The sequence below is a fragment of the Hydrogenophaga sp. OTU3427 genome (assembly GCF_038440225.1).
Classification (GTDB): domain Bacteria; phylum Pseudomonadota; class Gammaproteobacteria; order Burkholderiales; family Burkholderiaceae_C; genus Hydrogenophaga.
Map to the genome: position 1 here is coordinate 107922 of NZ_JASATI010000007.1, position 13757 is coordinate 121678.

Here is a 13757-nt window from a genome sequence, read left to right on the forward strand (position 1 = left end):
CATGCCGCGAACGGGCCTCACCACTTGGGCACGGGCAGCTTGTGCAGGGCCAGGCGGCGTTCCTGGTAGTCGGGCATGACGCTGGCCACCGTGCCCCAGAACTGGGGGCTGTGGTCCATCACGCGCAGGTGACTCAGCTCATGGGCCACCACATAGTCGATCACCTGTGGCCCGAAGTGGATCAGCCGCCAGTTCAGGCGGATGCTGCCATCGGCGCTGGCGCTGCCCCAGCGGGTGCCGGCACTGGACAGGCGCAGCTTGGTCCAGCGCACACCGAGCGCGGGCGCGAAATGGTCCAGCCGCGCCACGAACAGCGCGCGCGCCTCGCGCATCAGCCAGGCCTGGGCCACGTCCCGGATCTGATCGGCGCCCGCCAGCTGCGACAGCCCCACCCGCAGGCGCGGGCCCTGCGGCGAAAGCTCCAGCACCGCGCCCGCGGCACTGAAACCGTGGGCCGGGTCCAGCACCACCACCACCTCTTCGCCCAGGAAAGGAAACCGCGCGCCATCGCGCCATTCGATGCGAGCCTGCTCGACCTGGGCCTGGCGCTCGCGCACCGCCTGCAGCTTCTCCAGTACCCAGCGCGCCTTGTCGCGCAGCAGCGCCTCCACCTCGGCCAGCGGCGTCCAGCGCGGCGCGCTCACGCTCAGGCCATCCGGCCCCACGCTCAGGCCGATGGTGCGGCGCTTGCCGCGCTTGAACTCGTAGGCCACCAGGCAGGCGCCCAACTGCAACTGGCGGCTGGCGCGCGGGTGTTTCCAGTGCGAGGCCGGCATCACCGCGTCCTGCGGCCGGGTGGATGCGGCGGGCAGCACCGGCGCAAGCGGCCCATCGTCGCCAAAAAAATCCAGCGACAACTGTGTGGCATCAACCGGAGGGGCCACGCGCTTCACCGTCACGCCCCGCGCTCAGTCGCCACCCCAGCAGACACCGCGGATCCGGCTCTGCCGGTCCGCTGGTGTCGCCCCCTGGGGGGGATGCGGCCACATGCCGTGGGCAAGCGACGGGGGGGTCATCAGTACGCCTCGGGATCGAGGCGGCGCATCTCGGCCTCGATCCAGTCTTCCACTTCGCGCATCAGCTCGTCGGGCTTGCGACCTTCGCTGGGGATGGGCTTGCCGATGGAGAACTCCACCACACCCGGGCGTTTGATGAAGGCCTTGCGTGGCCAGCACTTGGCCGAGGTCACCGCGATCGGGATCACCGGCGCGCCGGTCTCGATGGCCAGGCGCGTGCCGCCGCTTTTGTACTGCCCCTTCTGGCCACGCGGGATGCGGGTGCCCTCGGGGAACATGATCACCCAGGTGCCCTGGTCCAGCAGCCGCTTGCCCTGGGCCACCACCTTGTTGAAGGCCTGGGCCCGCTTGGAGCGGTCAATGTGGATCATGTCCATCTTGGCCATGGCCCAGCCGAAGAAGGGCACGTAGAGCAACTCCTTCTTGAACACATAGGCCAGCGGATGGGGCATGAGCGCGGGCATGCAGAAGGTTTCCCAGGTGGACTGGTGCTTGAGCAGCAGGACCGCCGGCGCGGTGCTGCCCACCGGCAGGTTCTCGTAGCCGATCACCTGGTTGCGTATGCCCAGGATCAGGTTGCCGCCGCGCACCGCCACCTTGAGCCAACCGGCGCACATCCAGTAGACCTGGGTGCTGCTGAGGAAAGGCGCGGCGATCAGCACGGCCAGCGCCCAGGGCACCACGGTGACGGCCATCCACAGCATGTGGAGCACGGAACGCAGGAAAAGCATGGATCAGGCCTTGTCGGGGACGGCGCCGCGCGCCAGGATGAAATCGGCAAATGCCGCGAGGTCCTTGTGCACCAGCGTGCCTTCGGGCAAGGGTGGCAAGGGCAGGCCGCCGGCGCCGGCATGGGCGCTCAACTGGCCACACAGCAACAGGTGGGGCTGGCAGCCCGCGGCTGCGGCGGCGCGCACGTCGTTGAGCGAATCGCCCGCCACCGGGACATCGGCCAGGGGCACGGCATAGCGCTGGCCAATCTGCAGCAGCAGGCCGGGTTCGGGCTTGCGGCAGGCGCAGCCGTCCTCGGGCGCGTGGGGGCAGACAAACACCGCGTCCACCCGTGCGCCCGCGCCCGCCAGCAGCTTGTGCATGCGCGCGTGCACAGCGTTGAGCGTGGCCATGTCGAACAGGCCACGGCCCAGCCCCGACTGGTTGGACGCCACCACCACCCGCCAGCCGCCCTGGTTGAGCCGGGCCACGGCTTCGAGCGCGCCAGCCTGGGGCGACCAGTCCTCGGGCGAGCGCACGTAGTCCTCGCTGATCTGGCCCAACGAACCGTCGCGGTCCAGGACGATGAGTTTGACGGTGCCACCCATTCACGCACTCCTTGGGTTGAGGGCCGCCGCGCCGGGCCGCCCCAAGCCAGGCCGCCCCCCCTTGGGGGGCAGCGACCCGCGCAGCGGTGGAGCGAGGGGGCTCATGTTCAGGAAGCCAGGCGGGACAAGTCGGCCACCCGGTTCATGGCGGCGTGGAGCGTCGCCAGCAGGCCCAGGCGGTTGGCCTTGAGCGCGGCGTCCTCGGCGTTGACCATGACACCGTCGAAGAAGGCGTCGACCGGGGCCTTCAGCGCGGCCAGGGCCTGCAGGCTGGCGGTCAGGTCACCGGCCACAAAAGCGGCGTTGGCCTGGGGGACCACGGTCTTGAGGCTGTCGTTGAGGGCCTTCTCGGCCGGCTCGACGAGCAGAGCCTCGTTGACCTGAGCGGTCACCTCGCCCTCGGCCTTCTTGAGGATGTTGCCGACACGCTTGTTGGCTGCGGCCAGCGCGGGGGCTTCGGGCAGGGCGGCAAAGGCGCGCACGGCCGCCAGGCGCTGGGCCACGTCGGCCAGGCGCTGCGGGCGCAGGGCCAGCACGGCGTCCACTTCCTGGGCGCTGGCACCCTGCTCGCGCAGGCTGCCGCTGAGGCGGTCGTAGATGAAATCGCCCAGGGCGGCCGAGGCATCGCTGATCTTGTCGCCGAAGGCCGGCACGGCGCTGCGCAGCAGCGCGTCGAGTTCCAGCGGCAGGTCCTTCTCGACCAGCATGCGCACCACCCCCAGCGCGTGGCGGCGCAGGGCAAACGGGTCCTTGTCGCCAGTGGGCAGGTTGCCGATGCCGAACATGCCGACCAGGGTCTCGAGCTTGTCGGCCAGGGCCACCACCACCCCCACGATGTTGCGCGGCAGTTCGTCGCCGGCGAAGCGGGGTTTGTAGTGGTCTTCGATGGCGTGGGCGATGTCCTCGCCCAGGCCGTCATGGCGGGCGTAATAGCCGCCCATGATGCCCTGCAACTCGGGGAACTCGCCCACCATGTCGGTCAGCAGGTCGGCCTTGGCCAGCAGCGCGGCCTGGTCGGCCTGGCGGGCCAGGGCGTCGCCGCCCAGCTGCTGCGCAATCGCGCGGGCGATGGCGCTCACGCGCTCGGTGCGCTCACCCTGGGTGCCCAGCTTGTTGTGGTAGACCACCTTGGCCAGGCCCAGCACGCGCGATTCGAGCGGGCGCTTGCGGTCCTGATCGAAGAAGAACTTGGCGTCGGCCAGGCGCGGGCGCACCACACGCTCGTTGCCCTGGATGACGGCGCTGGCGTCGGCGGGGCTGATGTTGCTGACGACCAGGAAGCGGTTGGTCAGCTTGCCGGCGGCGTCCAGCAACGGGAAGTACTTCTGGTTGGCTTTCATCGTGAGGATGAGGCACTCCTGAGGCACGTCGAGGAATTCTTTCTCGAACTGACAGATCAGCACGTTCGGCCGCTCGACCAGCGCGGTCACCTCGTCCAGCAGGGCCTCGTCGTCGATGGGCCGGCAGCCGCCACCCACCTGGGCCGCAGCCGCGGCCAGCTGGCGCACGATGTCGGCGCGGCGTTCGGCGAACGAGGCGATCACCGCGCCGTCTTTGGCCAGCGTGGCGGCATAGGCGTCGGCGTCGGCCAGCACGACCGGGTCCACGGCAGCTTCAAAACGGTGGCCGTGGGTCGCGTTGCCAGCCTTCAGGCCCAGCGCCTTGACCGGCACCACGTCGGCGCCGTGCAGCGCGACCAGGCCGTGCGCCGGGCGCACGAAGTTCACGCTGGTCCAGCCCGGCAGTTCGCAATCGGTTTCGAGCTGGTAGCTCATGACCTTCGGGATCGGCAGCTTGGCAATCGCTTCGTCCAGCGCCTTCTGCAGACCGGCGGTCAGATCGACGCCCGGCTGAACGCTGTCGTAAAAAAGCGCCTCGGCCTTGCCGTCGGGCGCGCGCTTGAGGCTCGCCACCGCCGAAGCGTCAGCGCCCAGCGCGCCCAGACGCTTGAGCAGGGCGGGTGTCGGTGCGCCGTTGGCGTCCAGGCCGACGCTGACCGGCATGAGCTTTTGCGACACGGCCTTGTCGGCGGCGCGCGCGGCAACACCGGTGACATGCGCAGCCAGGCGGCGCGGCGAGGCGAACGAGGTCAGCACCGCATCGGCGCCGGCCAGACCCTGGGCCTTGAGTTGCTCGAACAGCACGCCGGCAAAGGCGTCGCCCAGCTTCTTGAGCGCCTTGGGCGGCAGCTCTTCGACAAACAGTTCAACAAGCAGGTTTTCGGTTGTCATTCTTGTGCTCTCACGCCGCCTTCTTGGCCATCTGTTCCACCCACTCGCGCGGCGCCATGGGGAAACCCAGGCGTTCGCGGCTCTCGTAGTAGCTTTGCGCCACGCTGCGTGCCAGGTTGCGGATGCGCCCGATGTAGGCGGCGCGTTCGGTCACGCTGATCGCCCCGCGCGCGTCCAGCAGGTTGAAGCTGTGCGCGCACTTGAGCACCTGCTCGTAGGCCGGCAGCGCCAGTTGCTGCTCCATCAGGTGCTTGGCCTGCTTCTCGTGGGCGCCGAAGGCGGTGAACAGGAAGTCGGCGTCGGAGTGTTCGAAGTTGTAGGCCGACTGCTCAATCTCATTTTGAAGGTACACATCGCCATAGGTGAGGCCTTCGGTCCAGATGAGGTCTTTGAAGTTTTCGACGCCTTGGATGTACATGGCCAAGCGCTCCAGGCCGTAGGTGATTTCGCCCGTGGCGGGTTTGCAATCAATGCCGCCGACCTGCTGGAAGTAAGTGAACTGGGTGACTTCCATGCCGTTGAGCCAGACCTCCCAGCCCAGGCCCCAGGCGCCGAGCGTCGGGTTTTCCCAGTCGTCTTCGACGAAACGGATGTCGTTCTTCTTCAGATCAAAGCCCAACGCCTCCAACGAACCCAGGTACAGCTCCAGGATGTTCGCTGGCGCAGGCTTGAGCACCACCTGGTACTGGTAATACTGCTGATACCGGTTGGGGTTCTCGCCGTAGCGGCCGTCCTTGGGGCGGCGGCTGGGCTGCACGTAGGCGGCCTTCCAGGGCTCGGGGCCGATGGCGCGCAGGAAGGTGGCGGTGTGGCTGGTGCCTGCACCCACTTCCATGTCGTAGGGTTGGAGCAGCGCGCAGCCCTGGGCGTCCCAGTAGGCCTGCAGTTTGAGAATGATTTGTTGGAAGGTCAGCATGGGGTGGGCGCTCCGCCTGGAGCGTCAGGACCGGAAACGGACAAGCGTGGCGGGGCCGCGCAAACCGTCCGATTTTACTGGCCGGTCGGGCCCCCGCCGGGACCGGCGCTCCGGTCAGGGTTGCGGCGGCGGGGCGGTGTCGTCCGGGCCGCCCCAGAAGCGTTCCATGGCGATGTAGGTGAAGGACGCGGACCAGCCGATCAGCAGCAGGCCGTTGAGCGCCTCTGCGCCAGCCAGCAGGCGGATGGGGCCGACAGGCGTCAGGTCGCCAAAACCCAGCGAGGTGTAGGTTTCGGCCGAGAAATAGATGCAATTGGCGAGCGAGAAACCCGCCGTGCCCACGAGACTGCCGGCACCCGTCCAGCGCACCAGGCTGTAGAGGGCCACGCCGTACAGCGCGATTTCAATGGCGTGGGCCACGAAGGCGCCCAGGATCACGACCAGCAGCTTGAGCCGGTGGGGCACCGGCAGGCCCGGCAAGCGGGTGTTGAGCCCGCGCAGGACTTCGTAGTGCAACACCGTGGTGGCCACCACCAGCAGCACACAGGCAACAACAACGGGGTACATGGGCAAGCTGTCTCCGCGAAAACCGGCAGCACCCGACGATACACAAGTCCGCGCGCCGGGCACGGTCCCGCCGGGGTCAGGCCGGGCGGCGCCCCCTGCCCCACAACACGGCCAGCACCCCCAGCGCCCCCCACAGCACCGGCCACAAGCCCCAACGCGACGACCAGCGCGCGTAGGGCGTGAGGCCCTCCCGCCCCGCCACCTCGGCGTCCAGCGCGCCCCGGGTCAGGCGTGGCAGCTGGTGGGTGACGCGGCCCTGGTGGTCGATGACGGCCGTGGCGCCGGTGTTGGTGGCGCGCAGCATGGGCCGGGCCAGTTCCAGTGCCCGCAGGCGCGAGATTTGCAGGTGCTGGTCGATGGCGATGCTGTCGCCGAACCACGCGATGTTGCTGAGGTTGACCAGCACCGTCGGCGCCCGCGCCGGGTCGGCAAAACCGGCCGCGATCTCCTCGCCGAACAGGTCCTCGTAACAAATGTTGGGCGCCAGGCGCTGGCCGGCCCAATCCAGCGTGGGCTGGGCCAGGGTGCCCCGGTTGAAGTCGCCCAGCGGGATGTTCATGAGGTCCACGAACCAGCGAAACAGCGGCGGGACGAATTCGCCAAACGGCACGAGGTGGTGCTTGTCGTAGCGGTACAGGCCATCGGTGGCGGCCAGGGGGGTGTCGGCTTCGGGCGTGACCTGCCGCAGCGCCGGCAGCGCGGCGCCGGCACGCTCGGGTGTCCAGCCCCAGGCCGAGTTGGTGTAGCCCGCCTCGAGGCGGCCCAGCGGCAGGCCCGCGAGCACGGCCGACGGCCCGGCGGCGGCGGGCGCCCAGAGGTCGCTCCAGAACCGCGCGGGCAACTGCTGCGGCAGCAGGGGAATGGCGGTCTCGGGCGCCACCACCAACCGGGGCTGGGGATCGGCCACGGCCCGGCGCAGCTCGTCGCCGTACCAGGCCAGGGCCTGGGGCACGCCGCTGTCGCCGGCGAATTTTTCGTCCTGCGCGATGTTGCCCTGCAGCAGACGGACGTGCAGCGTGCCCGCCGGTGTGCCCCACTCGCGGGCCACCTGCGGTGGGAGCCACCAGGCCAGCAGCGCCACCAGCAATGTCCAGCGCCAGACCCCACCGGGCCGCCCCACGCGCGGGGGCAGCCAGGCCGCCAGCAGCACGGCCAGCGCCGAGGCCAGCGCGCCCATGCCATAGACCCCCACCCAGGGGGCCAGCGCGGCCAGTGTGTCCACATGCGCGTAGCCCCCCGCGCCCCAGGGAAAACCGGTGAACAGGACAGCACGCGCCAGCTCGGCCAGGGTCCACACGGCGGCAAAGGCCAGCGCCTGCACGAACACGCCACGGTGCCGCCAACGCCACCACAGGCCACCGGCCAACGCGTAGTACAGGGACAGGGCGCTGGCCAGCGCCAGCACGGCCACGGCGGCCAGCGGTGCGGCCAGCCCGCCATAGGTGTGCATGGAAATGAACAGCCACCAGAAGCTGCCGCACAACCAGGCGGTGGCGCCCAGCCAGGCGAGCCCGAAAGCCGCCCTCGCCGTGGGGGCGCAGCGCAGGGCCAGCACCAGCGCGGCCAGGCCCAGCACCTGCAGCCCGCCCACCGGCTGGCCGGTACGCAAGCCCCAGCTCTCCAGGGGCGGCCAGGGCCAGGCGAGTGCGGCGGCCTGCGCCAGCCCCGCCAGCACACACAAGACCCACCAGAACAAGGGACGCGGCGCGCCGGCGCGCATCAGGTTTCAGCGGATTCGGTGACGACCTTGAACCACTTCACTGCCCCGCCCTTGGTGTGCATGACCACAAACCGCAGGCCGTCCAGGTGATGGACTTCGCCGCGCTTGGGCACGTGGCCCATGGCGTGGGCGATCATGCCGCCGATGGTGTCGAAATCGGTATCGGGGAGCTGCAGCCCGAAGGATTCGTTGATGCGCTCGATGGCGGTGTCGCCGCTGACACGCCAGCTGCCATCGGCCAGGGCAAAGATGTCGCCGTCGTCCTCGGCGATGTCGAACTCGTCCTCGATCTCGCCGACGATTTCCTCCAGCACGTCCTCGATGGTGAGCAGGCCGGCCACGCGGCCGAACTCGTCGATGACGATGGCCAGGTGGTTGCGGTTACCGCGGAAGTCGCGCAGCAGGTCGTTCAGGCCCTTGGTCTCGGGCACGAAGGTGGCCGGGCGCAGCAGGGCCCGCAGGTTGAGTTCGGGCGCGCGCTGCAGCTTGAGCAGATCCTTGGCGAGCAGGATGCCGATGATGTTTTCGCGCTCGCCCTCGAACACCGGGAAACGCGAGTGCGCGGTGTCGATCACCACGTGCAGCAGCTCGTCGAACGGCGCGTGGATGTCCAGCACATCCATGCGCGGCGCCGCCACCATCACGTCGCCGGCCGTCATGTCGGCCATGCGGATCACACCTTCGAGCATGACGCGCGATTCGGCGTTGATGATGTTGTTGTCCTCGGCCTCGGCCAGGGTTTCGATCAGTTCATCCTTGGAATCGGGTCCCGGATGGATGAACTCGGCCAGCTTCTGGAGAAATCCGCGTTTGTCTTCGTGCCTCACGCTGCGGTGAGGCGCCGGACTGGGATAGGGGTCGGACACTGTGTGACGGGGTAGTTGTGCTGTAACAAAGCATACCCCAAGCCCATGACAACACGCTGGCCACCCGGCGGCAGGCCGTGCCGCCCGGTCAGGGCGAGGCTTTTTCGCGGGCGTCGCGCACGCCCTGGCGGATGTCCTGCAGCGTGCCCAGCATGGACCAAAACTGCCGCGCCTGCGCTTTCAGGTGGTAGTCGGTGCGGGCCAGCTGCTCGTCCACCAGTTCGCTCACGCGCGACTCGAAATCGGCCTCGGGCAGGCGCAGGTGGGCCTCGCTTTCGCTGCCATCGCGCTCGATCACCGCGCCGGCCTTGCGCGCGATCTTGAGCATGGTGGTGTTTTCGCTCAGCGCGTGGATGAAGATCTGCGTCACGCCCTCGTTGCGGGCATGGATCACGGCGCGGTCGAACAGGCGGCCACCGTAGCCGCGCCCACGCGCCTTCTGCGCCACGCTGACGCCGAATTCGGCGCAGGTGTTGAACTGCGGGTCGACCGAGAAGGCCAGGTGGGCCATGGCCAGCAGTTCGAGCTTGCGGTTGTAGATGCCGAAGATGTCGTCGCGGTCGAAATTGAGGCCATCGGCATAGCGGCGGACCTGCGCATCGTTGGCGGGGTAGCCAAAACGCAGGTAGCGGTCGCGTTCGTCCAGCGCGAGCAGGTGCTGCGCGATGCGTTCGCGGTGGCTGGGGCCCAGGGAACGGATGGGCACGCTGCCCGACCGCGCACCGGTGGTCCCGGGCGAGGCCCGGAACAGGTCGCGACCCACATCGAGGGACGCCTTCAGGAGGGCAGACGGATCAAGCATGCGGCAAATGTACGGGTTTTCCCTAGTTTCTCAAGCCCTTCCCGTCCCGCGCCCCGACCAACGGTCACACCGGCACCGCCGTGGTCGCCTTCACGTGGTCGAGCACGAAACTGGTCTTGCAGTCCTGCACGCTGGGATGCTTGAGCAGGGTGTCCATGATGAAACGGCTGTAATGCGCCATGTCAGCCACCACCAGGCGCAGCAGGTAATCCATCTCGCCGGTGAGGGCGGCGCATTCCACCACCTCGGGCCAGGTCAGCACGCTGGCGCGGAACAGGTCCATGGGGTTGCGTTTGTGGCTTTCGGTGTGTTTTTCCAGCCGCACGTTGAGGTAGGCGATCAGGCCCAGGCCCACCCGTTCGGGCCGGACCAGGGCCACGTAGCGGTCGATCACGCCGCTGTCCTCCAGCCGTTTGACCCGGCGCAGCACCGCGCTGGGCGAGAGGTTGACGGCCTCGCCGATCTGGTCGTAGGTGGCGCGGCCGTCGGCCTGCAGGTTGCGCAAAATCAGGCGATCAAGCTTGTCGAGTGCGACGTTTTCCATGATGACGCAATTTTCCTGCAAATTTCCCCCATTCGGTGCTTTTGAATGCAGGAAAACTGAGGGCGCGCGATCCTACAGTTGCGCGTCGCACACTTTTTTGGAGACAGCCATGAGCGCCCTGCCCACCACCGCCACCTGGGACAACCCCATGGGCACCGACGGTTTCGAGTTCATCGAGTACGCCGCCCCCGACCCGGTCGCCATGGGCGAGCTGTTCGAGCGCATGGGCTTCACCGCCGTGGCCCGCCACCGCCACAAGAACGTGACGCTGTACCGCCAGGGCGGCATCAACTTCATCCTCAACGCCGAGCCCGACAGCTTTGCCCAACGCTTCGCGCGCCAGCACGGCCCCAGCATCTGCGCCATCGCCTTCCGCGTGCAGGACGCCAAGGCGGCCTACGAACGCGCCCTGTCGCTGGGCGCCTGGGGCTACGCCGGCCAGGCCGGCCCGGGCGAACTCAACATCCCGGCCATCAAGGGCATCGGCGACAGCCTGATCTACCTGGTGGACCGCTGGCGCGGCAAGAACGGGGCCAAGGACGGCGAGATCGGCAACATCGGCTTCTACGACGTCGACTTCTATCCCCTGCCCGGCGTGCCGGCGGCCGACGCGCTCAACCCCGTGGGCCATGGCCTGCAACTGATCGACCACCTGACCCACAACGTGCACCGTGGCCGCATGGCCGAGTGGGCCGGCTTCTACGAGCGCCTGTTCAACTTCCGCGAGGTGCGCTACTTCGACTTCGAAGGCCAGCAGACCGGCATCAAGAGCAAGGCCATGACCAGCCCCTGCGGCAAGATCCGCATCCCCATCAACGAGGAAGGCACCGAGAAGGCCGGCCAGGTGCAGGAGTACCTGGACCGCTACCACGGCGAGGGTATCCAGCACATCGCGCTGAGCTCGGGCAACCTCTACGACTCGGTGGACGCGCTGCAGATGGCCGGCGTCAAGCTGCTGGACACCAGCGAAACCTACTACGAACTGCTGGACAAGCGCATCCCCGGCCACGGCGAAGATGTGGCGGCGCTCAAGGCCCGCAACATCCTGGTCGATGGCGCGCCGGGCGAACTGCTGCTGCAGATCTTCAGCGAAAACCAGCTCGGCCCCATCTTCTTCGAGTTCATCCAGCGCAAGGGCAATGAGGGCTTTGGCGAGGGCAACTTCAAGGCGCTTTTTGAAACCATCGAGCTGGACCAAGTCCGCCGAGGTGTGCTTCAGGCTTGACGTTCAAAGCAGCTTGAGCGTCTCCGCCATCACCTGCGGGTGAAACGCCAGCGCCACGTGGGGGACACCCGCCACGTGGCGGTTGTCGGCACCGGCCAGGGTGGCGGTGCTGGCGGGGAACACGATGTTGTCGGCGTGGGAGTACCAGCAGATGAAGCGCTGGCCCAGCGCCGGTGATTCATCGGCGGCCAGTTGCCGCAGCCAGGGACCGTCCACCCGCATCTGCCGACCGTTGGTGAGTCGGCTCCAGCGGGCGAGCCAGGTGCCGCGGTGGGGCGTGCCCAAGGTGACGATGTGGTGCACACGCTGCGCCGCGTCGGGGCCAGCGGCGCGCAGCCAGGCGCGGATGGCCAGACCGCCCATGCTGTGGCCCACCAGCAGCGGTGGCAGGCCGGTGGCATCGGTGGCGCGCCGCACGGCGTCGTCGATCAGGGGCGCGTAGTCGTCGATGGAGCCAAACACCGGCTCCAGGTTGACCGTGGCGTAGGGCACCTGGCGTCGGCGCAGCTCGCGCAGCCAGGGCGTCCACAGCCCGCGGTTGCACACAAAACCATGGACCAGCACCACCCCGCGCTGTCCTGGCACGGCGGCGCCGGGCTCGGCCGTGTCGGGCCAGCGCCGCCAGGCAAAGGGCTGCAGCCAGCCAAACACCAGCGGCGCGATGTGGCTCTCCACCCACCAGGCCCGCAGCAAGGTGCCCAGGCCGGCGGTGGGCGCGGGGTCGCGCCGGTTGTGCCAGGCGGCCAGCGCGAATTCCAGCGCCAGCACCCAGGCATGGCCGGTCACGATCAGCGCCACCACCAGCACCGCCACGCCCGGACGGTCGCGCCACCACCACAAGCTGCCGGCCAGCAGCAGCCACAGCCCCACCACGGTCGCTTGTTGCAGCCGCGCCAGGGCCGAGGACCGCGGCGTCATGCGAGCGCCTCCGCGCGGCCGCCCAGGCGCTGGACCAGGCCCTGCGTGAGGCGGTTGACCAGGCCGTAGATGGAAAGCTGCGGGTTGGCGCCGATGCTGGTGGGAAACAGCGAGCCGTCGTGCACCGAGAGGTTGTCCAGTTGCCAGTGCTGGCCGTCCGGGCGCACCACGCCACGCGCCGCATCGGCCGCCATGGCGCACCCGCCCATGACGTGGGCGCTGACCACACGGGTGCTCAGTGCCTGCATGGGCAGGGCCTCGATGGCGGCGCGGGCCTCGGGCCAGCGCCGGTGGCGCTGGCCCATCTCGTGCACCGGCATCACCTCCTGTGCGCCGGCCGCGAACTGCAGCTCGGCCATTTGCAGCAGGGCGCGGCGGGCGCCTTCCATCAGGAAGTCATCGAGCGGGTAGTCGAGTGCCGGACTGCCATCGCCGCGCAGGCTCACCGTGCCGCCCGGCGACTGCGGCGCGAAGCCGTCGCGCAGCAGCGCCAGCAGCACGTGGGTGCGGGGCAGCTCGCGCAGCAGGTCGGCCTGGGCCTGGCCATAACCGGGCAGGGACGCGGCCATGATGACCGGATGGATCGGGGGCACCTCCAGCTTGTAGCCCAGCGGACCGTCGATGGCCTGGGTGTGCAGGAAGTGGTCGGAATACACCGTCTGCGGCGCGCCGCTCCAGCCCTGCACCAGCTCGGGCATCACGGCCGAACTCAGCACCACGGGATGCAGGAAGGTGCGCCGGCCGAGCAGGCCGTGTGGATCGGGTGCCTGTGAACGCAGCAAGAGGGCCGGCGAGTTGATGCCGCCACCGGCCACGATGTAGTGGCGTGCACGGATGCGCAGCGGACGCGGCGCCACCTGGTCGCCGTGCGCGTTGCCCCAGGCCAGGGCGTGCAAGCCCCGCACCTGGCCATCGCCCAGCTCGAAGCGTTCGGCACGGGTCTGCACCAGCAGGCGGGCGCCGCGCTGCAGCGCCACCGGCAAGGTGGTCACCAGCATGGACTGCTTGGCGTTGGTGGGGCAGCCCAGGCCACACGAGCCCAGGTTCCAGCAGCCCTTCACGTTGCGGCGGATCACGCCTGAAGAGATGCCCAGCCGGATGGCCGCGCGGCGCAGCAGGTCGTTGTTCTCATTCGGCGCCACATGCCAGTTGTCGATATGCAGGCGACGCTCGGCCTGTTCGAAGTAGGGCGCCATGGCCTCGGGCATCAGGTCGGCCAGGCCGTAGCGCTCGCGCCAGAAGGCCAGGGTCTCGTCGGGCGTGCGGAAGGAGCTGGTCCAGTTGACCGTGGTGGAGCCACCCACGCAGCGGCCCTGCAGGATGTTGATGCCCTTGTCGGTGGTCTTGCGCGCGGTGGCTTCCTGGTAGAGCGCCGGGTAGGCCTCGCTCTCACGCTGGTGGAAGTCGCGGCTGGTGCGCAGCGGACCGTCTTCGAGCACGATGACATCCAGCCCGGCACGCGCCAGCAGCTCGGCGCTGACGCCGCCACCGGCGCCGCTGCCCACGACCACCACGTCACAGCTCAGCGCCTCGGGCACGGGCGCGATGTCGGCGCCCAGCACCCGCCAGCCAGCGGCCATGCCTTCGCGAAACGGATCGGGTTGTCGGCTCATGTTCGGGGGCGGTATCGGGT

13 protein-coding genes are annotated in these 13757 nt (G+C 68.9%); 1 reads left to right on the forward strand and 12 read right to left on the reverse strand.

Going from position 1 to position 13757, the window contains the following annotated elements; translation table 11 throughout:
- Window positions 1-17: 17 nt before the first annotated feature.
- The 10 genes from AAHB17_RS06520 to AAHB17_RS06565 form a co-directional block, all read right to left on the reverse strand.
- The gene (locus tag AAHB17_RS06520; protein WP_446719562.1) at window positions 18-884 is read right to left on the reverse strand and encodes a M48 family metallopeptidase; all 867 of its coding nucleotides are present in this window, start codon (window positions 882-884) and stop codon (window positions 18-20) included.
- A 131-nt stretch (window positions 885-1015) separates the two neighbouring features.
- Complete coding sequence (locus AAHB17_RS06525; protein WP_342129697.1) at window positions 1016-1747, reverse strand: lysophospholipid acyltransferase family protein; 732 nt, start codon at window positions 1745-1747, stop codon at window positions 1016-1018.
- 3 nt (window positions 1748-1750) lie between these two features.
- Window positions 1751-2335, reverse strand: a complete 585-nt coding sequence (gmhB, locus tag AAHB17_RS06530) for a D-glycero-beta-D-manno-heptose 1,7-bisphosphate 7-phosphatase (protein WP_342129698.1) — start codon at window positions 2333-2335, stop codon at window positions 1751-1753.
- A gap of 107 nt (window positions 2336-2442) precedes the next feature.
- The gene (gene glyS, locus AAHB17_RS06535) at window positions 2443-4566 is read right to left on the reverse strand and encodes a glycine--tRNA ligase subunit beta (protein WP_342129699.1); all 2124 of its coding nucleotides are present in this window, start codon (window positions 4564-4566) and stop codon (window positions 2443-2445) included.
- A gap of 10 nt (window positions 4567-4576) precedes the next feature.
- Window positions 4577-5482, reverse strand: a complete 906-nt coding sequence (glyQ, locus tag AAHB17_RS06540) for a glycine--tRNA ligase subunit alpha (protein WP_342129700.1) — start codon at window positions 5480-5482, stop codon at window positions 4577-4579.
- 114 nt (window positions 5483-5596) lie between these two features.
- Window positions 5597-6049: a potassium channel family protein gene (locus AAHB17_RS06545; protein WP_342129701.1), complete on the reverse strand. Its 453-nt coding sequence runs from the start codon at window positions 6047-6049 to the stop codon at window positions 5597-5599.
- A 76-nt stretch (window positions 6050-6125) separates the two neighbouring features.
- Window positions 6126-7769: an apolipoprotein N-acyltransferase gene (lnt, locus tag AAHB17_RS06550; protein WP_342129702.1), complete on the reverse strand. Its 1644-nt coding sequence runs from the start codon at window positions 7767-7769 to the stop codon at window positions 6126-6128.
- Window positions 7769-8635, reverse strand: coding sequence for an HlyC/CorC family transporter (locus AAHB17_RS06555; protein WP_342129703.1), 867 nt, complete (start codon window positions 8633-8635; stop codon window positions 7769-7771). The genes lnt and AAHB17_RS06555 overlap by 1 nt, the downstream gene beginning before the upstream one ends.
- Before the next feature lie 88 nt (window positions 8636-8723).
- Window positions 8724-9437 carry a GNAT family N-acetyltransferase gene (locus AAHB17_RS06560; protein WP_342129704.1) on the reverse strand — a complete coding sequence of 238 codons (714 nt, stop codon included), beginning with the start codon at window positions 9435-9437 and terminating at the stop codon, window positions 8724-8726.
- Between the two features lie 64 nt (window positions 9438-9501).
- Window positions 9502-9981 (reverse strand): Lrp/AsnC family transcriptional regulator, encoded by a 480-nt coding sequence (locus tag AAHB17_RS06565; RefSeq protein WP_342129705.1) that lies wholly within the window; start codon window positions 9979-9981, stop codon window positions 9502-9504.
- 109 nt (window positions 9982-10090) lie between these two features.
- On the opposite strand from AAHB17_RS06565, the gene hppD reads away from it, so the two are divergent.
- A complete protein-coding gene (gene hppD, locus AAHB17_RS06570) occupies window positions 10091-11206 on the forward strand; it encodes a 4-hydroxyphenylpyruvate dioxygenase (RefSeq protein ID WP_342129706.1) in 1116 nt (371 codons plus the stop codon).
- A 3-nt stretch (window positions 11207-11209) separates the two neighbouring features.
- Here hppD and AAHB17_RS06575 read toward each other — a convergent pair whose 3' ends face one another.
- Window positions 11210-12124 (reverse strand): esterase/lipase family protein, encoded by a 915-nt coding sequence (locus tag AAHB17_RS06575; RefSeq protein WP_342129707.1) that lies wholly within the window; start codon window positions 12122-12124, stop codon window positions 11210-11212.
- Window positions 12121-13737 carry a GMC family oxidoreductase gene (locus AAHB17_RS06580; RefSeq protein ID WP_342129708.1) on the reverse strand — a complete coding sequence of 539 codons (1617 nt, stop codon included), beginning with the start codon at window positions 13735-13737 and terminating at the stop codon, window positions 12121-12123. The genes AAHB17_RS06575 and AAHB17_RS06580 overlap by 4 nt, the downstream gene beginning before the upstream one ends.
- Between the last annotated feature and the right edge of the window lie 20 nt (window positions 13738-13757).

Coding starts and splice junctions, on each gene's coding strand:
- AAHB17_RS06525 (WP_342129697.1), bottom strand. CDS start 1,747: ATGCTTTTCCTGCGTTCCGTGCTCCACATGCTGTGGATGGCCGTCACC.
- gmhB (WP_342129698.1), bottom strand. CDS start 2,335: ATGGGTGGCACCGTCAAACTCATCGTCCTGGACCGCGACGGTTCGTTG.
- glyS (WP_342129699.1), bottom strand. CDS start 4,566: ATGACAACCGAAAACCTGCTTGTTGAACTGTTTGTCGAAGAGCTGCCG.
- glyQ (WP_342129700.1), bottom strand. CDS start 5,482: ATGCTGACCTTCCAACAAATCATTCTCAAACTGCAGGCCTACTGGGAC.
- AAHB17_RS06545 (WP_342129701.1), bottom strand. CDS start 6,049: ATGTACCCCGTTGTTGTTGCCTGTGTGCTGCTGGTGGTGGCCACCACG.
- lnt (WP_342129702.1), bottom strand. CDS start 7,769: ATGCGCGCCGGCGCGCCGCGTCCCTTGTTCTGGTGGGTCTTGTGTGTG.
- AAHB17_RS06560 (WP_342129704.1), bottom strand. CDS start 9,437: ATGCTTGATCCGTCTGCCCTCCTGAAGGCGTCCCTCGATGTGGGTCGC.
- AAHB17_RS06565 (WP_342129705.1), bottom strand. CDS start 9,981: ATGGAAAACGTCGCACTCGACAAGCTTGATCGCCTGATTTTGCGCAAC.
- hppD (WP_342129706.1), top strand. CDS start 10,091: ATGAGCGCCCTGCCCACCACCGCCACCTGGGACAACCCCATGGGCACC.
- AAHB17_RS06575 (WP_342129707.1), bottom strand. CDS start 12,124: ATGACGCCGCGGTCCTCGGCCCTGGCGCGGCTGCAACAAGCGACCGTG.
- AAHB17_RS06580 (WP_342129708.1), bottom strand. CDS start 13,737: ATGAGCCGACAACCCGATCCGTTTCGCGAAGGCATGGCCGCTGGCTGG.